At 60.7% G+C, this 21448-nt stretch carries 14 protein-coding genes; 5 read left to right on the top strand and 9 right to left on the bottom strand.

Translation table 11 applies throughout. The features are described from left to right. Positions 1-11: 11 nt before the first annotated feature. Genes AB1S50_RS02280 through AB1S50_RS02255 form a run of 6 tightly spaced genes read right to left on the bottom strand, consistent with a single transcriptional unit; the run spans position 12 to position 7055 of the window. Positions 12-1733 carry a BatD family protein gene (locus AB1S50_RS02280; RefSeq protein WP_367148761.1) on the bottom strand — a complete coding sequence of 574 codons (1722 nt, stop codon included), beginning with the start codon at positions 1731-1733 and terminating at the stop codon, positions 12-14. Then, positions 1694-3550 (bottom strand): VWA domain-containing protein, encoded by a 1857-nt coding sequence (locus tag AB1S50_RS02275; protein ID WP_367148760.1) that lies wholly within the window; start codon positions 3548-3550, stop codon positions 1694-1696. The genes AB1S50_RS02280 and AB1S50_RS02275 overlap by 40 nt, the downstream gene beginning before the upstream one ends. Continuing rightward, positions 3547-4563 (bottom strand): vWA domain-containing protein, encoded by a 1017-nt coding sequence (locus AB1S50_RS02270; protein WP_367148759.1) that lies wholly within the window; start codon positions 4561-4563, stop codon positions 3547-3549. Before AB1S50_RS02270 ends, AB1S50_RS02275 begins: the two co-directional genes overlap by 4 nt. Further along, a complete protein-coding gene (locus tag AB1S50_RS02265; protein WP_367148758.1) occupies positions 4556-5113 on the bottom strand; it encodes a DUF4381 domain-containing protein in 558 nt (185 codons plus the stop codon). The genes AB1S50_RS02270 and AB1S50_RS02265 overlap by 8 nt, the downstream gene beginning before the upstream one ends. Next, a complete protein-coding gene (locus AB1S50_RS02260; protein ID WP_367148757.1) occupies positions 5110-6084 on the bottom strand; it encodes a DUF58 domain-containing protein in 975 nt (324 codons plus the stop codon). The genes AB1S50_RS02265 and AB1S50_RS02260 overlap by 4 nt, the downstream gene beginning before the upstream one ends. Then, a complete protein-coding gene (locus AB1S50_RS02255) occupies positions 6084-7055 on the bottom strand; it encodes an AAA family ATPase (RefSeq protein WP_367148756.1) in 972 nt (323 codons plus the stop codon). Before AB1S50_RS02255 ends, AB1S50_RS02260 begins: the two co-directional genes overlap by 1 nt. A gap of 292 nt (positions 7056-7347) precedes the next feature. On the opposite strand from AB1S50_RS02255, the gene AB1S50_RS02250 reads away from it, so the two are divergent. Both AB1S50_RS02250 and AB1S50_RS02245 read left to right on the top strand, forming a co-directional pair. Further along, positions 7348-12234 carry an NAD-glutamate dehydrogenase gene (locus tag AB1S50_RS02250; protein WP_367148755.1) on the top strand — a complete coding sequence of 1629 codons (4887 nt, stop codon included), beginning with the start codon at positions 7348-7350 and terminating at the stop codon, positions 12232-12234. Between the two features lie 100 nt (positions 12235-12334). After that, a complete protein-coding gene (locus AB1S50_RS02245; RefSeq protein WP_367148754.1) occupies positions 12335-13375 on the top strand; it encodes a quinone-dependent dihydroorotate dehydrogenase in 1041 nt (346 codons plus the stop codon). A gap of 64 nt (positions 13376-13439) precedes the next feature. Here the strand turns inward: AB1S50_RS02245 and rmf are convergent, their stop codons facing one another. Then, a complete protein-coding gene (gene rmf / locus AB1S50_RS02240) occupies positions 13440-13691 on the bottom strand; it encodes a ribosome modulation factor (protein WP_367148753.1) in 252 nt (83 codons plus the stop codon). A gap of 516 nt (positions 13692-14207) precedes the next feature. Here rmf and rlmKL point away from each other — a divergent pair. Then, entirely contained in the window at positions 14208-16415 is a 2208-nt protein-coding gene (gene rlmKL / locus AB1S50_RS02235; RefSeq protein WP_367148752.1) for a bifunctional 23S rRNA (guanine(2069)-N(7))-methyltransferase RlmK/23S rRNA (guanine(2445)-N(2))-methyltransferase RlmL, read from the top strand. Between the two features lie 204 nt (positions 16416-16619). Here rlmKL and AB1S50_RS02230 read toward each other — a convergent pair whose 3' ends face one another. Together AB1S50_RS02230 and AB1S50_RS02225 are read right to left on the bottom strand one after the other, a co-directional pair. Beyond that, positions 16620-19043, bottom strand: a complete 2424-nt coding sequence (locus tag AB1S50_RS02230) for a bifunctional serine/threonine-protein kinase/formylglycine-generating enzyme family protein (RefSeq protein ID WP_367148751.1) — start codon at positions 19041-19043, stop codon at positions 16620-16622. An 18-nt stretch (positions 19044-19061) separates the two neighbouring features. Next, positions 19062-19973 carry a PP2C family protein-serine/threonine phosphatase gene (locus AB1S50_RS02225; RefSeq protein ID WP_367148750.1) on the bottom strand — a complete coding sequence of 304 codons (912 nt, stop codon included), beginning with the start codon at positions 19971-19973 and terminating at the stop codon, positions 19062-19064. A gap of 366 nt (positions 19974-20339) precedes the next feature. Here AB1S50_RS02225 and AB1S50_RS02220 point away from each other — a divergent pair, with 366 nt between their 5' ends. Both AB1S50_RS02220 and AB1S50_RS02215 read left to right on the top strand, forming a co-directional pair. After that, positions 20340-21191, top strand: a complete 852-nt coding sequence (locus AB1S50_RS02220) for an FHA domain-containing protein (RefSeq protein WP_367148749.1) — start codon at positions 20340-20342, stop codon at positions 21189-21191. Between the two features lie 4 nt (positions 21192-21195). Then, a complete protein-coding gene (locus AB1S50_RS02215) occupies positions 21196-21444 on the top strand; it encodes a glutaredoxin family protein (protein ID WP_367148748.1) in 249 nt (82 codons plus the stop codon). Positions 21445-21448: the final 4 nt, after the last annotated feature.

Here is a 21448-nt window from a genome sequence, read left to right as displayed (position 1 = left end):
AAACTGGACACTCAGGAAAAAAGCGCCGGCAATGCGCTGTTTTCCACCGGCTTTTGTTTACTTTTCGCCACCCGGATCAGCCGCTCAACCAGCAGTTGTACCCGTTGGCGATCCAGGGGTTGGGGAGGCGTTGTGTAAAGCGCTGAACTCAACAGTTCCTGGAGTTGCTGTAAATCTTCCAGCTTCAGATTGCGATTGGCCTCGGCGAGACTCTGGCCACGGGTTTCCGGCCAGCGGCTATGTAGCCAGTTGTCCAGTGCCGCCATTAATTTAGCGGCGTCGCCGTCACCTGCCGCTTGCAATAAAGCCGATGCCTCGCCGCCACTATCGGTTCGCGGCGTTTCTTTTAGTCGCGAGGAAGGATTTCGTTTTTTTCTCTGGTAGAGAAAATACAAAACCCAAAACAGGTGGGTGAAAATGGCTGCCAGGGCCAAATTGCGCCAGAAATTATCTTCGGCGGTGGGTGCGGTCAGATTGACACGGGTCTCCGGCGCCACCCCGGTTTGATCCGGCTTGGCGCCCGCGGCACTGCCGCTTACTGTGAATCGAAATGGCGGCAGCTGCGTGGCCCTCTGCCGCCCGGTCTTGGTGTCCCACCAGGTAATGACTATTTCCGGCAGCTGATAGTCACCTGGCTGGGTGGCGACAATGGCGGTGGTCTCGATTCGGCTGCCGGTAACGCCGCTGGAGTCCACCTGATCGTCCTGCTGTGGTTGGTCCGGGTAGGTTTTCAAGCCTTCCACCTCCAGCCGCGGCAGCGGCGGCAGCTGTGCGGCCCTCAGGCCCTCGGCGCGGACGGTGACGATGCGGGTGATGGGTTCCCCCACTTTGAAGTGCTTTGGATCCTGGCTCCAGCTCTGCACTATGCCCAGGCTGGCGGCGGGGAGCCAGTGGGCACCGCTGTAGCTCGCCGGTTTGGGAACTACCTGAATGACCTTGGGTTGGGAGCGCAGTCTCAGTCGCTGTGTATTGCGATTAAACAGTGAGAAGGGATCGCGGCGGCCGGCGATGGCGACATAGCTGAGGGCGGGGATTTTCAGTTCGCCTGAGCTTTCCGGGTAGACAGCGTAAGTCAGTTCGTAGACGGCGTGGCTGACACCACCGATACGGCGCTCATAGCGTTGTTCGTCCACCTTTTCCACATGGGCACCGGGAATCTGCAGGGGTTCAGTCGCTATATCGTGGAGGCCGATGGTGGTGTAGAGGCGAACCTTAACCAACAGCTGTTCCTGAACGTAGACCTGGTCTTTATCCAGTTCCACTTCCAGGAATGCCTGCCGGTCTCCGGCGCCGGGTGTGGTGCTGGCGTCCTTCACAGTAATCGGTACGGCGTTGGAAACACTGCCCTGATAGTGCAGGGATGGCACGAAGAGTTTGCCCTGGCGCTTGGGGGCCAGTGTCAGCGTCCACTCCACAAAACTTTCCGCGCGGCCGTTGATCACCTGATACTGATTGGACTGCTGCCGCGAGAGGATATCGAAGTCCTGCTGCAAAAGTTCGAAGTCCGGCTGCCCACCGCTCTCGCTGCCGGTATAGCGCAGGCGCAGGTTGAGAGTTTCGTCGATACCAATGGTGTCGCGGTTGACTGAGGCACTCAGGTCGGATGCCTGTGCGGTCAGAGCCGTGAGCAGCAGGAGCGCGCCCCACAACCAGTGCCACAAAGGGGAATTTACGGGATGTCGTCCGGCGGCCATCACCATCTCTGCGAAGCTCCATTTTCCGGTGGCTGCCACTCGCCGCTGCGATAGGCGCGGCGGCGTTGCAGACTCTCATACTTGAATTTTTCCCGCATCAGGCCGGCGGGGTCGTCGGGGATCTGTCGCAGCCACTGGTCCAGCGCCTGCTGGGTTTCCGGGTCCAGAGGGCTTTCCTCAGCCCCTGCCTGCTGTTGTGGGCCCTCGGGTTCCTGTCCCCGATCTTCGGGGGATTCTCCCTCGGCAGCTTGCCGTTCCGACTGTTCCTGCTCGCCAGTTTGCCCCTCGCCCTGCTGGGATTGCTCCTGTTGCTGGGCCTGGGAGCCGTCGCTCTGGGATTCCGGGCTTTGCTGGGGCTGCTGTTGGTCACCCTGGCTTTCCTGGTCCCGTGCACCTTGTTCTGCGGACTGTTGCTGGTTTTCGCCCTGCTGGTCCTCTTGTCCCTGCTGATCCTGTTGCTGACCCTGCTGCTGCTGATCTTGTTGCTGTTGCAGTTCCTTGAGTTTTCTGGCGATGTCCCTGTTGTATTCCGCATCGGCCAGTTGGGGTTGCTGTTCCAATGCCGCATCGTAGGCCGCAATGGCCTGATCATACTGTCCCAGCTGGGTCAGGCTGTTGCCCAAATTGTAGAGGCTGTCGGCACTGTTGCCGCGGGCGAAGTCTTCCTGTGCTGCGGGAAAATTTCCCGACCGGTAGTTGGCGGTGCCGCGCCACTGGGGTTGTTTGAACAGTTCCGCTGCCTTGTCTGCCTCGCCGGCATCCAGCAACTGCTTGGCCCTCTGGTCGTCCCGCAGCCAGAGTTCCTGCCAGTCGGCCGCTGCGGACGGTTGGGGCAACCCGTACAGGAACGCCAGGGGAAGCGCGCAGGCGAGGGCGCCGCGGCGGAACAGCAGTGCGGCCAGGGGCAATAGCAGCAACACCAGCCAGGGCCCCTCCTCGCGCCACTGGTCGAATTCGCGCTCCGTCAGCTGGGCTTGCTGAGGTGTCTCTTCCTCTGCGAAGAGCCGGCTGATGTCACTGTCGTCCACCGTGATTTCTGCAAAATCGCCGCCGCCACTGCGGGCCAGGCGGCGCAATTGCCGCGCGTCGTGCCCGGAGATAATAATGGCTCCACTGTCGTCGGTAATAAAGCCGCCACCGGCGCCGCGTGGTATGGGACTGCCCTCGCCGCTGCCGACGGCGAGGATCGACAGGTCCACGCCGGCGGCAGACACCAGCCCGGCCACAGTTTCCAGTGCCTCTTCGGCGATACCGTCGGTGACCGCCAACAGCTTGCCGCGGCCGTTGGCGCCGTCTTTAAGCAGTTGGATCCCCGCTTCGACAGCCATTTCGATGTTGCTGCCGGGGACCGGCATGATGGCGGGCGACAGGGCGGGGACCAGGTTGGCAATGGTGGCGGTGTCCTCGGTCAGGGGCGTGACCACATATGCCTCGCCTCCGTAGGCGACCAAAGCGGTGAGACCGTCTTTCCGCTGGCGCAGAATATCCAGGATCTTCAGACGGGCGCGGGTAAGCCGATTTGGTGACAGATCCGTTGCCATCATGGATGGCGACAGGTCCAGTAGGATTACCAGCGCGTCCTGGTTGCTGTACACCGGGGTGGGCAGCTTGCGCCAGGAGGGGCCGGCGAGAGCGACGATACTGGCCGCCAACAGCGAGAAAATCAACGCAAACAGCCAGGGGCGCCGGGTCCCGCCGGCCAATATCAGGTGAGGCAGCAGCTCCGCATCGATGACTTTTTGCAACTGCCCGCTGATCAAAAGAGTGCGAGCCAGTTTCCAGCACAACAGCGCCGCCGGAATCAGTAGCCAAAGGATGAGAGGGCGCAGGAAGTGGAATTCGCTCAGTTCGTTCACGATATCTCCCGACTTATGCGCTGCCCGGTACTGCGGGAAAATGCCGGAATTAGAGCCCATATCAAGGCCAGTGACAGGGCGGTGCCCAGAGGCCAGGTATAGAGTGATTTCAGCGGGCGGTAGCTGGCCGCCTCCTGTTCGACTGGCTCCAGGCGGTCGAGTTCAGCGTAGATCTGTGCCAGCTCCTGGGGGTTGTAGGCGCGAAAGAAGCGTCCACCGGTGCGCTCGGCGATAGCCTGCAGAGTGTCGCTGTCCAGATCCCGGGACGGGTTGATACGGCGGGCGCCGAAGCGGCTGCCCAGCAGGCCCGGTTGCACCATTTCCTCCGCGCCGATACCGATGGTGTAGACGGTAACACCGGCCTGCTGGGCCAGTTCGGCGGCCTTGAGCGGCGCTATTTCACCCGCTGTATTGGCGCCGTCTGTAAGCAATATGAGCACCCGCTGCTGTGCGGGCCTCTGGGTCAGGCGCTTTACCGCGAGGCCAATGGCATCGCCGATGGCGGTGCCCTGGCCGGCAAATCCAATCTGCGCCTCCCACAGCAGGGTATCTACGGTGTTGCGGTCGTAAGTGAGAGGTGCCTGCAGGTAGGCACGTGTTCCGAACAGCACCAAGCCCAGGCGATCACCTTTGCGCCGCTCGACGAAGTCCCCAACCACATCCTTTACCGCCTGAATGCGCATTGCCGGGCGGCCGTTTAACAGCATATCCGGGGTTTCCATACTGCCGGAGATATCCACTGCCAGCAGGAGGTCGCGGGCGCTGCTGGCCTGGCTGATGGGCTGGCCATACCACTGGGGTCGGGCGGCAGCGGCAACCAGCAGCAGCCAGATCAACCAGAGCAGAAGGAGATTAAAACGGTTGACCGGGTTGCTTTCGCCGCGCTGGGACAGCTCGGCATAAAAGGGCACCTTGAGCGCACTGGTGAGTGGGCGTGCGCGGGGCAGGGATAGACGCGCCAGCAGTGGCAGTGGCAACAGGGCAAAAACCCATGGCAGGGCAAACTCAAACACCGGCAGTACCCCCTTCTCCGGCGGTCTGCAGAGGTATTTGTGCCTTGTGATGCTGCACCCAGTTGATGGCAAACTCCCGTACGGTGTTTATTTCGGCCGGGTTACCGACTGCACCGCTGTAGAGCTTTTCACCGATTAGGTCCTCTACTTCTCGCGGACATTCGACGTCTGCGGTATCGCGCAGGAACTGAAGCCAGCCAGCACCGGTGAGATTACCGCAAGCGGCGCGGCCGTAAGTGGTGACAGCGACCCGCTTGAGTAGCTCATTGGCGGTCTGGGCGGCGTCGGGGGCAGAGATGTCCAGACGGCGTAACAGGCGCACCCCTTCAATGCGATAGCGGCTTCGCGCCCGGCGTCGGCGCGAGTTGCGCAGCCAGATGACCGCCACGACTGCCAGAACCAGAGTCAGGAGTGCCAGCATCCACCATCCGGGAGCCGGAGGCCACCAGCCGGGCGCCGCTGGCTCATGCACATCGCGCATTTGCTGCAGCAGCGCCTGCACTTCCGCTGACTGTGGCTGGGGACTTTGCTGTGTGGTGAGTAGCTTCACTGCCTGGGTCTCCCCGTCCGGGCAGGCTTCGCCTGGCGCCCGCCATAAACGCGCAGCAGTGCGGGCACTACCGGTTGGGTATTGTCAAAATCCAATAGCGGCAGCCGGTGTCGGCGACAGAGCTGCTCTACGGCGGCCCGGGCCTCCGCCTGGCTGGTGGCGAAATACGCGCGCAGGGAACGGTTGCCGGCATTGAGAAAGGTGCGCTGCACCCCATCCGAAATGGTCAGGGACTGGTCCGGCAGCCGGCGTTCAAAGGGGTCGCTGACCCGCAGTATCTGCAAATCCGCGTGGCGGGTCAGCAGGTACAGGGGCTGGGCACAGCTTTCGTCGAGGTCGTGGCAGTCGCTGATCAGGAACATAGCACTGCCGGGCCTGGCTATGCGCCGCGCCTCTTCCAGCAACAGCCTCAGGGGTTGGTTGCCGGCGGAGGCGGCGGGGTTTTGCAGGGCGCCCGCGCGTGCCACCATGCCGTGGATCATGGCCAGCACTGAATGGTGGCTGCGACGGGGACGGACCGTTTCGCTGCTCTGGTCGGAGAACAGCAGGGCACCGATGCGGTCGCTGTGCTGGAGGCCGGCCCAGCCGAGTGCCGCGGCAATGCCGCAACCGGCCACGGATTTAAAGGCGCGGCGGCTGCCAAAAAACATCGGCGAACGGAGATCCAGTAGAATCAGTACCGGCCGCTCCCGCTCCTCCTGGTAGAGTTTGGTATGTGCACTACCGGTTCGTGCGGTGACGCGCCAATCGATGGAGCGTACATCGTCACCTGCCTGGTAGTCGCGGACTTCCTCGAAGTTCATGCCGCGTCCCCGGTAGCGGGTCAGCAGATTGCCGGCCTGGTCACTGCGCGCCAAGCGGGGCCTGAACAATTGCAGTTGGCGGGCGATATGGCGCAATTGCACCATGGGCCCAACGGCAGGGTAGGCTCCGCGGGGGCTGAGCTCGGTATGGGAGGCTTCCTGAGTCATCAGATAGCGGGTACCAGCTGCAGCAGGCGCCGTATCACCTGTTCCGCGTCGACTCCGGCGGCCTCGGCCTCGAAGCTCAACAGCAGCCGGTGGCGCAGTACGTCCGGCGCCACCTCCATGACATCGTCCGGGGTGACAAAGTCGCGCCCGTTGAGCCAGGCGTAGACACGCGCGCAGCGATCGAGGGCAATGGTCGCGCGTGGGCTGGCACCAAAATCTAGCCAGGACGCCAGCTCACTGTCATACTTCGCCGGCTCGCGGGTGGCGATGACAAGCTGGACAATGTAGGTCTCTACAGCTTCCACCATTTGCATTTCGAGGACCTGCTGGCGGGCGCTGAAAATGGAATCGCGGCTGATGATTTCGGCAGGGCGATTTTCGCCAAGACTTGCCTCGGATCTGGCCAGTCGTAAAATTTTTGCTTCCGCACCGGCATCGGGATAGGCAAGATTCACCTGCATGAGGAACCTGTCCAACTGTGCCTCTGGCAGCGGATAAGTGCCCTCCTGTTCTATAGGGTTCTGAGTTGCCATCACCAGAAATAATTCTGGCAGCGGGTAGGTCTTTCGGCCGACGCTGATCTGGCGCTCGGCCATGGCTTCCAGCAGCGCCGACTGCACTTTGGCAGGCGCGCGGTTGATTTCATCGGCCAGCACCAGATTGTGGAACACCGGTCCGGGTTGAAAATGGAACTCGCCGGTTTCCGGGCGGTAGATATCGGTACCGGTGATATCCGCCGGCAGCAGGTCCGGGGTAAATTGGACGCGATGAAAATCACCCTCAATAGCCTCACCCAGAGTTTTGATCGCTTTTGTCTTGGCCAGGCCGGGCGCACCTTCCACCAGCAGGTGGCCGTCCGCCAGCAGGGCGATCAAAATTCGGTTGACCAGGGTTTCCTGGCCGATGATTTGTTGTTCGAGCCAATCACCCAGGAACTTAATCCGCTCCCTAACATTCAGATGTGCTTCCATAGTCTCGCTTCTGTTAAGGGTACCCCCGCGGTTCCGGATGCCGGAGGGTATCTATCATCTCTTGTATATAGTGGCCGCCTATCGGGGCGGCTGTGTTGATTCTAGCGGCAGTTGGCCGGGAGGCAACCACTCGGTGTGTCCTGGACCGGTGAAGTGAGGCAAAGTTCAGCTGATTGGATGCCGCTTTAGTCAGCCTGCTTGGGTTTGCGGCCAATGGCCAGCGGACAAATGAAATAGCTGTGTCACCGGCGCCGACCGGTGGTGGATACCGGATGAATTTGGGAGGTTCTCGGTGAATAAGGCGACAGTAATTACCGACAGCCGGGATGAATTGCTGCAACAGGTGAGCGCGCTGGCGCGTGCAAAGCTGGGGGATCAGGCTGAGCCGGTGATGGCGTTTGCCGCCCGGTTTTTACACCAGTATCCGCTGGAGGACCTGGCCGGTCGCCGCCTGGCGGACCTTTACGGGTGTATCTACACCTGCTGGGATTTTATTCAGCAGCGCCAGCCCGGCCGCCCCAAGGTGCGGGTGTTCAATCCGCGTCTCGAAGACGATGGTTGGGAGTGCTCCCACACTGTGGTCGCGGTGCTGCAACGGGATATGCCGTTTCTGGTGGACTCGGTGCGCATCGAGATCAACAGCCGCGAAACTGTCATTCACTCCATCAAGAGCACGGTCATGCAGCTGCGCCGCGACAGCGGCGGCAGATTGAGCGAGCTGCTGTCGCGGTCGCCCTCCGGGGAGGGACCGGCGCCGGGTGCCGATACCGAGGCGCTCATTTATGTGGAGATCAACCTGGATTCCTCCGAGGATCGCGCAGCGGCGCTCAGTGAAGCCATTGCAGAGGTGTTGGGTGAAGTCGAACTGGTAGTGGACGACTATATGCCAATGCTGGATACCTGCAGTGCCATGGAGGATCAACTGTACAAAGGTGTTGCGTCAGATGAGGCAGACCTGCGCGAAGCCTGCGCCTTCCTGCAGTGGATGCGCGACGGCAGTTTTACCTTTCTCGGCTACCGCGAGTACGAATTCTGCCAGCAGGGGGACAACAAGGTACTGTGCGAGGTGGAGGAGCGCCGTCTAGGCATTTTCAAAAAGCTGGAGGAAGCGGCGGTCCCTACTCCGGAAACCGCCTTCAATGAAGGCAAACAGCGCTTCTATCAGGGCCCCAACTATCTCACTTTCGCCAAGTCATCGGTAAAATCGCGGGTACACCGCCTGGCTTACTCGGACTATGTGACCGTCAAGCGTTACGATAGCGCCGGAGAGGTTATCGGTGAATCGGCCTTTATGGGGCTGTACACCTCCCCGGTTTATACCGAGAGTCCGATCAAGATTCCCATCATTCGCCGCAAAATGGCCTCGGTACTGGATTCCAGCGGCCTGTCACCCCATACCCATGACGGCAAGGCATTGAGGCGTATCCTCGATACTTTCCCGCGGGACGAGTTGTTTCAAAGCAGTGCCCGGGAACTGTTCCATACGGTGATGGGTGTGTTGAGTATGAATGAACGGGCACATATCCGCCTGTTTATGCGCCGGGACCCATTCGGCAAGTTTGTCACCGCCACAGTTTATGTGCCGCGGGAGCAGTTCAACAGTGATGTGCGGGAGACCATCTGCGCGCACATCAGCAAAACCATCAATGCAAAAGAGTCCGATTTTACCACCTATTTTTCCGAGTCCATTTTGGCCCGGGTGCACTTCGTGTTTCGCGTGTCGCCCGAAGAACAGGTGGATATCAATGTGGCGCGACTGGAGGCGCAGATAGTGGATATTACGCGTTCCTGGGAGGATGTCTTCCAGAAATCCCTTATTGACAGCCTCGGTGAAGAGGAGGGCAATCGCCAGTTCAGTATTTATGGGCAGGCTTTTCCCGCCGGTTACCGCGAAGACTTTGATCCGCGCATAGCGGTGCAGGATGTTGCCGCCATTCAGAATCTGTCGGCGGAAAACCGCGTCGCCATGAGTTTCTATCAACCGGTGGGGGCGGCGCCCGGCAGCCTGCGCTTCAAGGTGTTCAACTGGGGCAGTGGGCTGACCCTGTCCGATGTGATCCCGGTGCTGGAGAATCTCGGTCTGCGGGTCATGGGTGAATTTCCCTACACCATACGTCCGCGGGCTTCCACTGACGTGTGGATGCATGAGTTCCACCTGGAGTTCGGTCTGCCGGCGCGGGTGGACGCGCAGGCGTCACGGGGTATGTTTCAGGACGCCTTCGCCGCTATCTGGAGCGGCGTGGCGGAAAGTGATGCGTTTAACCGGCTGGTGCTGGCCGCACGCCTCAACTGGCGGGAGGTGTCCATGTTGCGGGCCTATGCCCGCTACCTGAAGCAGATCAAGTTCAGCGCCAGCCAACCCTATATTGCCGCGACGCTGGCCAGCCATGTGGAGATCACGCGCAATCTGGTGGCGCTGTTTCGCGCCATGTTTGATCCGCGGATCAACACCAGTAACAAGCAGGACCAGACACGGGTCGAACGCCTGATCAGCAAGATCCACGACGGTCTCGACGGTGTGGACAATCTCAACGAAGACCAGGTGATCCGCCGTTATCTGGATCTTATTCTGGCCACCCTGCGCACCAATTTTTTCCAGCTGGATGAGAACGAACAGCCCAAGGATTATATTTCCATCAAATTCGGTCCGCGCAATATACCCAATATCCCGGAGCCGCGACCGGAGTTCGAGATTTTTGTCTACTCGCCCCGTGTGGAGGGGGTTCACCTGCGCGGTGGCAAGGTGGCCCGGGGCGGCCTGCGCTGGTCGGACCGGCTGGAGGACTTCCGCACAGAGGTGTTGGGCCTCGTCAAGGCGCAGAATGTAAAAAATGCGGTGATTGTTCCCAGCGGTGCCAAGGGTGGCTTTGTAGTGCGCAAGCCGCCGGTGGATGGCAGTCGCGAGGCGATGCTGGAAGCGGGTATCGACTGTTACAAAACATTTGTCCGCGGCCTGCTGGATATCACCGACAATCTGCGCGACGGAGAGGCGGTGCCGCCGCAGCTGGTGGTGCGCCGCGACGCGGACGACCCCTATCTGGTGGTGGCGGCCGACAAGGGCACAGCGACATTTTCCGATATCGCCAATGGTATCGCCGCTGAGTACGACTTTTGGCTCGGCGATGCTTTTGCATCCGGGGGCAGCCAGGGCTACGACCACAAAAAAATGGGCATCACCGCGCGGGGTGCCTGGGTTTCGGTACAGCGCCATTTTCGCGAAATGGACGTCGATGTACAAAAGGAGGACTTTTCAGTTATTGCCATTGGCGACATGGCGGGTGACGTTTTCGGCAATGGTATGTTGCTGTCCGAACATATCTGCCTGCGAGCGGCCTTCAATCACCTGCATATCTTTATCGATCCCAACCCGGATGCGACAACCAGCTTCGCGGAGCGCCAACGTCTGTTCGCCCTGCCGCGCTCCAGCTGGAGGGACTATGAGACAGGGTTGATCTCCAAGGGTGGGGGTGTCTTCGACCGCCGCGTCAAGTCCATTGCCATCACCCCCGAGATGAAGGCTGCGTTTGCCATTGAGGCGGACCGGCTCAATCCCAATGAACTGATCAACGCACTGTTGAAAGCTCCGGTGGATCTGATCTGGAACGGCGGTATCGGCACCTACGTCAAGGCCAGTAGCGAAAACCATGGGGACGTGGGGGACAAGGCGAACGACGCCGTGCGTGTGGATGGGCGGGAATTGCGGGCCAGAGTGTTTGGTGAGGGTGGCAACCTTGGCATGACCCAGCGGGGCCGGATTGAATTTGCATTGAACGGTGGCCGCTGCAACACCGACTTTATCGATAACGCCGCCGGGGTCGACTGCTCCGACCACGAAGTAAATATCAAGATCCTGCTGAACAAAGTGGTCGCCAACGGCGATCTGACCGACAAGCAGCGCAATCAGCTGCTGGAGGAAATGACGGATTCCGTCAGTGATCTGGTACTGCACAACAACTACCGGCAGACCCAGGCACTCAGTGTCGCGGAGTTTCAGGTTCCGGAGCGCCTGGATGAATACCGCCGTACCATCAACGCATTGGAGAGCGAGGGACGCCTGCGCCGCACCCTGGAATTTATTCCCGATAATGAACAGATCACCGAGCGCCACAACCAGGAGCAGTACCTGACGCGACCGGAGCTTTCTGTATTGATTTCCTACGTCAAGGTCAAGCTCAAGGAGGAACTGCTGCAGGCGGAGATTATCGACAATGCCCACGTCCGCCAGGCGGTGGAATCGGCATTCCCGCTGGAGCTGGTGGCCCGTTACCGGGAACTGGTATATGAGCATCCACTGCGGCGCCAGATAGTTGCCACCCAGTTGGCCAACGAACTGGTGAACAATATGGGCATCACTTTTTTCAACCGCCTCAGCGGCGCCACCGGTGCCGATATCAATACCATCGCCGCCGCTTACGTCAGCGCCCGCGATGTCTATCTGATGAACGAGTTTCAGCAGAGCGTGGCGTCACTGGATTACCAGGTGCCCGCACAGCTGCAAATCGAACTGCTCGATTCAATGGCCGGGCGCGTCAGGCGCGCCGCCCGCTGGTTTATTCGCAACAGGCGCGGGGACCTGGAGCCCGGTACCGACAATGTGCTGTTCGGCGAACTTGTGCAGAGGGTGATCAAGGCACTGCCGGAAGTGCTCAGCGGTGAGCCCCGGCGGGAGTGGGAATCCCGCTATCAGACCCTGTTGCTGGAAAAGGTGCCGGAACCAATCGCGCTACTGGCGGCGTCGCCGACCTATCTTTATTCCGCCCTGGGCATTTCCCAGACATCCCGCACCAGCGAGTGGCCGGTAGAGGAAGTGGCGCGGGTTTATTTCCGCCTTGCGGACACACTCGACCTGCAGTGGTTTGGTAATCAGATTATTGCCTTGCCGGTGGACAGTTTCTGGCAGGCTCAGGCGCGCGAGACCAGCATGGATGACCTGGACAGCCAGTTGAGCAGTCTCGCGGTCAATATTCTGCGCCTGGCCCGGGATGCGGACCTGGACGTGGATGGTGCAATCTCCCGTTGGAGCGCTATCATGGCGCCCGCCATAGAGCGCTGGGAAAATGTGTTGGGCGAACTCAAGGCTGTGCCCACCGGCGACTTTGCCATGTTTGTGGTCGCGCTGCGCGAACTGATGTATCTGGCCAATGCCACCGCCGATCAGCCGTCGTTGGCCGAAGTGTGATGTGGCTCGAACGATGGACACAGCTGCGGCTGGGAAATGATGTGCGTGATTTATGTGTCGACGGATGGACCCGTCGCAGTTAAAAATATAGAGGAGCGGCATGTATTCATATTTGCGCAAAGCCCTGTTTGCGCTCGACCCGGAAAGGGCCCACCACCTCACCATTGATGCCATAGGCGCCGCGGAGCGGCTCCGGCTTATGTCCCTGCTGGCCAAACCGGTGGCCGACGATCCGGTCGAGCTGATGGGGCTGACACTCCCCAACCCGGTGGGCCTGGCCGCGGGTCTGGACAAGAATGCCCAGGCGTTCAACGGCCTGGGCGCGCTGGGTTTTGGGTTTGTGGAAGTGGGCACTGTGACCCCGCGCCCCCAGCCGGGCAATCCGCAACCGCGCATATTTCGCCTGGAGGAGGCTGGGGCGATTGTCAACCGCATGGGTTTTAACAACCTCGGCGTGGACTACCTTATTCAGCGGGTGCGCAGGCGCCGCTTCGGCGGGGTCCTGGGCATTAATATCGGCAAAAATTTCGATACCCCGGTTGAGCGCGCTGCGGATGACTACTGTTTCTGCCTGGAGAAGGTGTACCCCTACGCGGACTATATTACTATCAATGTCTCTTCACCCAACACCAGGGGGCTGCGGGAACTGCAGTTTGGCGACAGCCTGAGCGGACTGCTGGGGGCCATCAAAAGCAGGCAGCGGCAACTGGCGCGGGATGCCGGCCGCTATGTACCCCTGGCGGTGAAGATAGCTCCGGATATGGAGTTGGATGCGGTCGGCGACATTGCCGGGGCGTTGAAAGAGTTTGAAATCGATGGGGTGATTGCCACCAACACCACCATCGATAAATCCGGTGTCACCAACCTTCCCTATGGAACAGAAGAGGGCGGCTTGAGCGGCAGGCCACTGCGGGAAAAATCCACCCGGATGATAACTGCGCTGGCTGAGAAACTGGATGGAGAACTACCCATTATCGGCGTCGGCGGGATTGACGATGGTGAAAGCGCAGCGGAAAAAATCCGTGCCGGCGCGACCGCGGTACAGATCTACACGGGTTTTATCTATCGCGGGCCCGGCCTGATCCGCGAGGCTGCCGAAGCGATAGCACTGGCCCGGCGGGAGGGGACCAAGGCAGCCTGATCCCCGGCTCTGGCGCTGGAGATTCGCCGGGTGAAAAAACATCGAAGGTTTTCTCGACAAGCTTTCAGATAGTACTCCAGCCGTCGGGGTGATGGGTTTCGGTGGTCACTGTTCGGTAGGTTTCGAGTTTCTGGGCTTTGGTGGAAGCCCCAAGTCCATTCCAGTAATCTTCGCGTCCTTCGCGCCAGCCGTTTATCCACTCCTGGTGTCGATCGCCCGTGAAAAAGGGGCAGCTGTCGACCGGTTTATTTTCGGTGGCGGCCAGATAACCTTTGCAAAAGGCTCTATCGGGCAGGTTGCGTTTTTGACGTTTCATCGTTTGCAGCACCTCAGTTTGTTTATGGGTGGTGACGGGGGTCCGGGTGGAGCCTCTTCATCCGGCCCCTGGGTGGCCGGGTTGACGGTGCATAAGTGACCCTGTCGTCGGCTGCCCTTGCCGGCCCGGCGGCTCACGACAATTGCAACCGGCGAAACCCGTTAAGGCCGCTGGGCTGATCAGCGCTCAACCCTCTATGTAAAAGAATATGGTCCGCGAACGGATTCAAAAAGCCACGTGGCTTGTGAACAGGCCTTAGAATACTGGCGCACGTCGATGGAATGGCATGAACACAGGTGGCGGAAGCCGCAATGGTGCAAACGGCTAGTGCGTTGAGCCTGGTTTTTGCTAAGCAGGCAATGGCATAGATAGGAATGGCATAAGCTTGCGGATGCTGTTGTCCGAACCATTGGCGCAGGGGAATTTTATTGCGCTATGATCCCGCCGGCGCATCGACCCGGGCTGACATGGCGCTGGCCGCGGTACCGCGACATATACACTAGAGATACCTGAATTTTGACCAGATCACCGCAAGAGTTTGTATTTACCGCCACTTGCCCCAAGGGCCTGGAGGGGCTGCTGGCGTCCGAATTGTGCGCACTGGGGGCCGGGGAGGCCCGCGAGCAGCCGGCGGCAGTACAGTTCCGCGGCGACCTGACACTGGCTTACCGCTGCTGTCTGTGGAGCCGGCTGGCCAACAGAATACTGTTGCAGCTGGCGCAGGAGTCGGTTGAGGATGCCGATGATCTCTACCGGGCAGTGGGGGCGATTCCCTGGGAGCAACATATCAATCCCGGCGGCAAGTTATGGCTGCAGTTTTCCGGTACCAACCGGGAGATCCGCAACAGCCAGTTCGGGGCCCAGCGGGCCAAGGATGCGATTGTCGACCGGATGCGCCGGGAGTGTGGCGAGCGGCCGCTGGTGGAGCGCAATAATCCCGACCTGAGCGTAGCCCTGCGCCTGCATAGGGGCAGGCTGGATATCGCCATCGACCTGTGTGGTGAGAGTCTCCACAAGCGCGGTTACCGCACCCAAATTGGCGCCGCGCCGCTAAAAGAAAACCTGGCCGCGGCGCTGTTGCTGCGCGCCGGCTGGCCCCAGATCGCGGCCGCCGGAGGGGCGCTGCTGGACCCCATGTGCGGGTCCGGCACCATCCTGATCGAAGCGGCGATGATGGCCGCGGATATAGCGCCTGGGTTGTTGCGGGCCGATTTCGGTTTCGAGCGCTGGCTCAATCACCAGGGTGACATTTGGCTGGCTCTGCGGGAGGAGGCACAGATACGGAGGCAGCGGGGGCTGGAGCAGGGGCTGCCGGAAATTCGCGGCTACGATGCCGATGCCAGAATTGTGTTTGCCGCAGAGGCCAATATCGCCCATGCGGGCCTGGAGCGTTTTGTACGGGTGAGTTGTCGCCCGGTGGCGGCATTCAAGGTACCCAGTCATCGCCCGGTAGAGAAGGGGCTGGTGCTGACCAATCCCCCCTACGGGGAGCGCCTGGGGGAACAGGAGGCCCTGCGGGAAACCTACGCCGAACTGGGCCGCCAACTCAAGGCGGAGTTCCCCGGCTGGCTTCTGGGGGTCTTTACCGGCAATCCGGAGCTGGGGTATGCCACTGGTTTGCGCGCACACAAGCGGTATCAGCTGTACAACGGCAGCATAGCGGCACAGTTGCTGCTGTTTCGTGTGCATGCACAGCCTGTGGAAGGGGATTCCAGCGCGACCCCGCTCCTGTCGCCCGGTGGTCAGATGGTGGCTAACCGGCTGCGCAAGAATCTGCGGGTCAACGGCAAGTGGGCGCAGAAACAGGGTATCGACTGTTATCGCCTCTACGATGCGGATCTGCCGGAATACGCCGCCGCCGTCGATCTTTATCGGGCACTCGACGGTGAGCTTTTCGCCCATGTGCAGGAGTACCGCGCGCCCGCCTCAATTGCGGAGGACCGGGCCCGGGCCCGGCTGCGGGATCTGGTGCGGGCGGTGCAGGAGGTGCTGCAACTGCCCCGGGGCAATATCAGCATCAAAGAGCGCCGCCGCCACTCCCACAAGGCGGCGCAGGGCAAAGCCGCATCCGCCCAATACGAGAGCCGGAGTGATGCGCGGCCCTCCCTGTGGGTCAATGAGTACGGCGCCGAGCTGGAAGTGAATCTGTGGCGCTACCTGGATACGGGTTTATTTCTCGATCACCGTCCTGTCAGGCAGTATCTGCGCCAGCATGCGCGGGACAAGCGCTTTCTGAACCTCTTCTGCTATACAGCCACAGCGACGGTGCAGGCGGCGCTGGGCGGCTGCAGCCAGAGCACCAGTGTGGACATGTCCAAGACCTATCGCGCCTGGAGCGCGAGAAACTTCCAGCGCAATGGGCTGGACCCCTACCGGCACCAGCTGGTGGAGGCGGATTGCCTGCAGTGGCTGGACGCGGCACAGCAGAACCGGCGCGGCCACTACAACCTGATTTTTCTCGACCCGCCCAGTTTTTCCAATTCGGCCAAAATGCGCGGGGTGCTGGACGTGCAGCGGGATCATGTAAAGTTGATTCGCCAGTGTGTGACCCTGCTTGCGCCCGAAGGCATTCTCGTTTTCTCCACAAACCTGCGCAGCTTCAAAATGGACGATGCATTGCAAGGGGAATTCCTGCTGGAAAATCTTTCCGCGAAATTGCTGGACAGGGATTTTCAGCGCAATCCGAAAATTCACCAGGTCTGGAGGATCCGGGCACACAGCTGATGCACAGGGCAGGGCTCACTCAGTTAGTGTCAACAAGCCCTAACAGGTTGTTGAAAAAGGCATCCTGCCTTTTTCAACAAACGAAAAGCGAAAAATGTGATTTTCACTTTTCTCCCAAAATCAACGACTTAGGCGTCGCCGATTTTGCCGGAACATCCATATTCCGGTAACAGGCGTCGAAATTCTTTGAATTTCAGCAGCCTGCTAAGGCAACTCCATGACCACGCGAAAACCCACTTCGCGGGACAGTGTGCTCTGGTCCAGGCCCTTGCGGTAGTCGGAGCTGGTATTGGCGACCGGGTCGCGCATGGAACCGCCGCGCAAAGTGCGCTGGGAGCAGTTTTCAATAGCCACCGGGCGGCCATCGCTGCGGCCGCGGCTGTGATTGGCCACAAAACAATCCTGAACCCACTCCGCCACATTGCCGGCGGTATCGTAGAGTCCGAACGGATTGGCCGGATAGTGACCCACTGGGGAACTGGTGGCGGTGAAGAGGCCGGTGAACTGACTGGCGCAACCGCGGCGGCAGTTTGCCTTTCCATTTGCTTTGCCCTTTCCCCACCAAAAGGGGCTGCTGCTGCCACCGCGGGCTGCGTATTCCCATTCCGCCTCGCTGGGCAGGCGATAGCGTTTGCCGGTTTTGCGCGACAGCCAACGGGTATAGTCCACAGCATCTCTCCAGGCCACGTTGATGACCGGTCGACTTTTCCGTCCCCAGCCGGCGTCGCCAGGCAAAGCTGCGCCGGCTTCTTTGGCGAAGAGATCGTAGTCGTCAAAGGTGATCTCGTGGGAGGATATGGCGAAAGCCCTGCCTATGCGGACCCGGCGCTCGGGTTTGGCGACAGCCCGTTTGTTGTTGCCCATGGTGAAGCGGCCGCTGCCGACGACCACCATTTCCGGGCCCCGACCGCCACCGGACAGGGGGGAGCGGAACCGGCTGCCGGGTACAAAGGCCCGCGCCAGGGTTACCGCAACCGACAGATCACTGTCCTCGATGGTGATCCAGCGCCGCTCGGTGACGTAGCCGGGCCTGCTGATTTCCAGGTCGTAGGGCCCCGGCGGCAGAGCCATGCCCGGCTCGTAGCGGGGCGCTATGTTCATAATCCGCACCCGGGCGTTGCCGGGGCTGGTTTTCACGCTCAGGCTGTATCTGGGTGGCTCGGGAGTGGGGGCGGCCACTTCGGCTTCGTCTGCCGGGCCGTCTGCGCTCGGATCCGCAGGGGGTACTGCAACCTCGGCGGTATCCATCGGCGGGGCCTCATTTTCTTGTGGCGCCAACACGACATCCGCGGGTGTCGGTGTTTGCTGTGCCTGCCGCGCCTCGTGCGCGTCCCCTTGCAAAATTTCCCCGGTGAGATCCTCTGTAGCGGGCACTGCCGCCGGTTCCGGGGGCGCCGCTTGAGGTATGGCAGCAACAGGGTGCGCTTCGCCCGGCAACAGCAGGGCGGCAGTCAGCTGGCGCGCGGATTCCAGCGGGCCATAGTCGAAGCGCCAGGCAAATACACGGCTGTGCAGGCTAAGGCCCAGCCAGCAAACAAGTATCACCGCCAGAGCAACGGTGCCTGAAATCCAGCGTCGCCGCCGTTGCCGGGGCACCTGCTGCAAGACCTGCCTGACCCGAATGACGGTGGTCTGTTCTGCGCGCTCGGGATTTTCCTGCAACGGTTTGTCCCACCACCGGCGCCAGGCGCTGGACAACTGGTTCGATAGGGTTCCGTACAGTGTGATCAGCAATGCGCGAATCAGGCTCGATGTGCCCACCGGATTGGAATCCTGCTGCATGCTCTGTACGGCGGGCTTGCCAGCCAGCGTCGCCAGCAGTTGGTCGATTGTGTCCACGGCTTCCAGGCCCCTCTGGAAGCGGTTGTCGGGGTCCTTGGCCAGGAAGCGGTCCAGCATAGGCTGGTAGAGAGAGTGGCGCGCGGGCAGTTTGGGTACCGGGTCGGTGAGGTGCTTGATGGCGATGGCTACCGCCTCCTCCGCCTGAAATGGAACCACACTGGTGATCATTTCATAGAGTACCACCCCGAGGCTGTAGAGGTCCGCGCGGCCGTCAATAGCGGCGCCGCGGGCCTGCTCCGGGCTCATGTAGTGGGGGGTGCCCACCACCATACCGGTGGTTGTCATGCGGCTGGTGCCCGCCACTGTGCGGGCGACGCCAAAATCGGTAAGCACCGCCGAACCATCCTCGCGAAAGAGTATGTTTTCCGGCTTCAGATCCCTGTGCACATAACCCTTGCCGTGTGCGTGGTCCAGTGCCAGGGCGATCTCCCTGGTGATGTTCAGCGCCTCCAGCGGGTCCATGGCACTTTTGGCGAGCCGGTCGGCAACCGAGCCCCCGGCCAGGTAGTCCATGGCGATGTAGTTGAGGCGCCGGTAGCAGCCGATATCGTGGATACCGATAATATTGGGGTGTGACAGCTGGCCGACTATATTGGCCTCGCGTTGGAAACGCTCGCTGAAAATAGGGTCCGCATTGAGAGCCGGCGACATGACTTTCAGCGCCACCTGGCGGCCGACACTGCGCTGTACCGCCAGATACACGGTAGACATGCCACCCTGGTTAATTTTTTTCAGAATACGGTAACCGGGGATTGCCAGTGTGGTGGAGCTGCTTGCGACTTCCATCGAGTCCATTTCCCCGAATCAGATTTTGTCGATCAGCCAGTAGGCTGTCACTGCGATGGCAAGCGCTGCCCCCGCCAGCCACCGCCACCTGCGCAGGGCCGCGCTATAAGTGCACCTGAGCCACCAGCGAAAGGGCCAGCGGATATTGGTACTGGAACTGGTAGCGGGGGCATCGATTAACTGTACGGTGACATTGTCCCTGCCGCCGGCATCCAGCGCGGCGGCGATGAGCAGTTCTGCGGCCCGGCGGTTGTCGGCATTCTCCGCCAGGATTTTTTCGATCTGGTCCGCTTCGACCTCGGCGCTGAGGCCGTCGCTGCACAGCAGCAGTCGCTGACCCGGAGCCCAGGGGGAGGAGACCCGGTCCACCTCAAGTTTGGGATTGGTGCTGCCGCCGATACAGCGGGTGATGACGTTGCGGTTCGGGTGGCTGGCGGCTTCGGTGGAGTTGATTACACCCGAGTCCACCAGCATTTGCACATAGGAGTGGTCGCTGGTCAGTTGTTGCAGCTGGCCCTGAATCCCCCCGGGCGTCCAGAGATATGCGCGGCTGTCGCCGACCCAGTATATGTGGAAATAAGCTCCATCCTCCGCCGCAACCACCACGGTGGAGCCCATATTGGTGCTGTCGTGCTCCTCGCCAACCAGAAGTGCATGGGCGCGCTGCAGGGCGCGCTCATAGTGCCTGTCTGTGGTGGAGGAGCGCCGAATCTCCTCGACGACGGTTTTGCTGGCAATCTCACCCGCCTGGTGACCGCCGAGGCCGTCAGCAACCACCCAGATGCCGCGATGCTCATCTCCCCAGAAGGCGTCTTCATTCTGTTCCCGGGTATAACCCGGGTGAGTCGCGCCAGCGCTGCGCTCAGCCAACCTGACCCGCTGCATTTCGCCGGTACTGCGGGGTACCTCACTTAGTTTGGCTTCACTCACTGCCCTGCAACTACCTTGTTGTTATTGTGGATTGTCAGATACGTCAGCTGGTACTGCTTATGTCTGCTACTCGCTGAAAACTCTCGTCATCTGCATTCGTCTGGTGGGAGGCCTATGGTTCAATGCATTAAAATGTACGTTGATACCTGTTATATAGGCCTTCACCCGGGCACAGCACAACATAATAATGCGCGAAGCCATTCTACGCTGCAAACCGATTCACATGTCAACAAAAGCGGGCGTGTTAAACTTCAGCGCCTGAGTGGGAGCGGGCCGGCGCTGTTGGGGGTGATGCGCAGTCCGGGACCTATGTATTGCCGCGCTCGTCGCAGTCGATGAGGCGGGAGAAAAAAGGATAATGTTTCCATGCTCAAACTTTGCGATCTCAGCGATGCCAGCGTCAGCGTATGGTTGGTTGCACCAAAAGTGACTATCGGACGGGCAGCGGGTTGTGACTTGACCATTGCGGACGAAACTGTTGCCAAACTGCACGCGGAAGTGGTGATAGAAGGCGAGCAGTTGATGTTGCACAACCTCGCCGGCAAGCAATTGTGGATGAATGACAAACTGGTGGAGACCAGCTGTGCCGTCGGGCTCAACGACCGGGTCAAAGTGGGCAGTCGGGAACTGATGGTGGTGGATCCCAAAGTGACCAAGTTGCAGGCCTCCGCTGCCGCGGCGCCGGTGTCCTGGGCTTTGCGCGCCAACCACCCGGCGATCGCCGGCCGGGTATTCCCGATTCGTGAGAGTACCGTAGTGGGTCGTTCGGACGAGAGTGATATCACCTTTTCGCTGTCGCATCTGTCGCGCCGTCACGCACGCCTCGAAATCCGCGGTGGACTCTTGTTTGTGACGGATCTCGGCTCCGCCAATGGCACTTATTTAAACAATGAGCGTGTGTCGGAAACCCGTGTCCGCCGGGGCGACGAACTGCGTTTCGACACCTTGAGTTTCAGTATCGTGGGGCCGGCCGATGATCGCGACCGCACCACGGTGCGACCCGTGGTGACTGCGGCCGGCGAGCGCAGGGCCGGGGCATCGGTGGCCAGCCTGAGAAACGATATCCCGTCCCCCACCGAGGCGACGGTTGAGCGGCGGCGCTATGACGCCGGCCAGACTGCAGCCGATGGGGGGCGGGGTGTCTATTGGGTGCTCGGCATGCTGGTGTTGGGGGCTGTCGCCGGTCTCTACTGGGTCTACAGCCGGGGTCTGGTCTGAGTTTATGGCGCGCCCGTTGCTTCTCTATACAACACTCGGCTGCAGCTTGTGCGAAAAGGCCAAGGCCGAGATCTGGCCTTTGCTGAAACCCTTCGATCTAAGTCTCCAGGAAGTGGATATCGCCGACGACGCCCTGCTGTTGGAGCGGTTTGCGACGCAAATCCCGGTGGTGGGTCTGGGGGATCACGACGATGTATGCCCCTGGCCATTCGATGGTGAGCAGCTGCGGCACTGGCTCGGCAACCGGCTTTGAATCC

The sequence above is a fragment of the Microbulbifer discodermiae genome, from assembly GCF_040742695.1.
Classification (GTDB): domain Bacteria; phylum Pseudomonadota; class Gammaproteobacteria; order Pseudomonadales; family Cellvibrionaceae; genus Microbulbifer.
Note: the sequence above shows the minus strand (reverse complement) of the source record. Positions and strands in the feature narration are given on the sequence as shown.

What these genes read in the sequence shown, in the direction of transcription:
- AB1S50_RS02230 (WP_367148751.1), bottom strand. Translation starts at nt 19,043, where the DNA reads ATGGAAGTCGCAAGCAGCTCCACCACACTGGCAATCCCCGGTTACCGT.
- AB1S50_RS02220 (WP_367148749.1), top strand. Translation starts at nt 20,340, where the DNA reads ATGCTCAAACTTTGCGATCTCAGCGATGCCAGCGTCAGCGTATGGTTG.
- AB1S50_RS02245 (WP_367148754.1), top strand. Translation starts at nt 12,335, where the DNA reads ATGTATTCATATTTGCGCAAAGCCCTGTTTGCGCTCGACCCGGAAAGG.
- AB1S50_RS02255 (WP_367148756.1), bottom strand. Translation starts at nt 7,055, where the DNA reads ATGGAAGCACATCTGAATGTTAGGGAGCGGATTAAGTTCCTGGGTGAT.
- rmf (WP_367148753.1), bottom strand. Translation starts at nt 13,691, where the DNA reads ATGAAACGTCAAAAACGCAACCTGCCCGATAGAGCCTTTTGCAAAGGT.
- AB1S50_RS02215 (WP_367148748.1), top strand. Translation starts at nt 21,196, where the DNA reads ATGGCGCGCCCGTTGCTTCTCTATACAACACTCGGCTGCAGCTTGTGC.
- AB1S50_RS02260 (WP_367148757.1), bottom strand. Translation starts at nt 6,084, where the DNA reads ATGACTCAGGAAGCCTCCCATACCGAGCTCAGCCCCCGCGGAGCCTAC.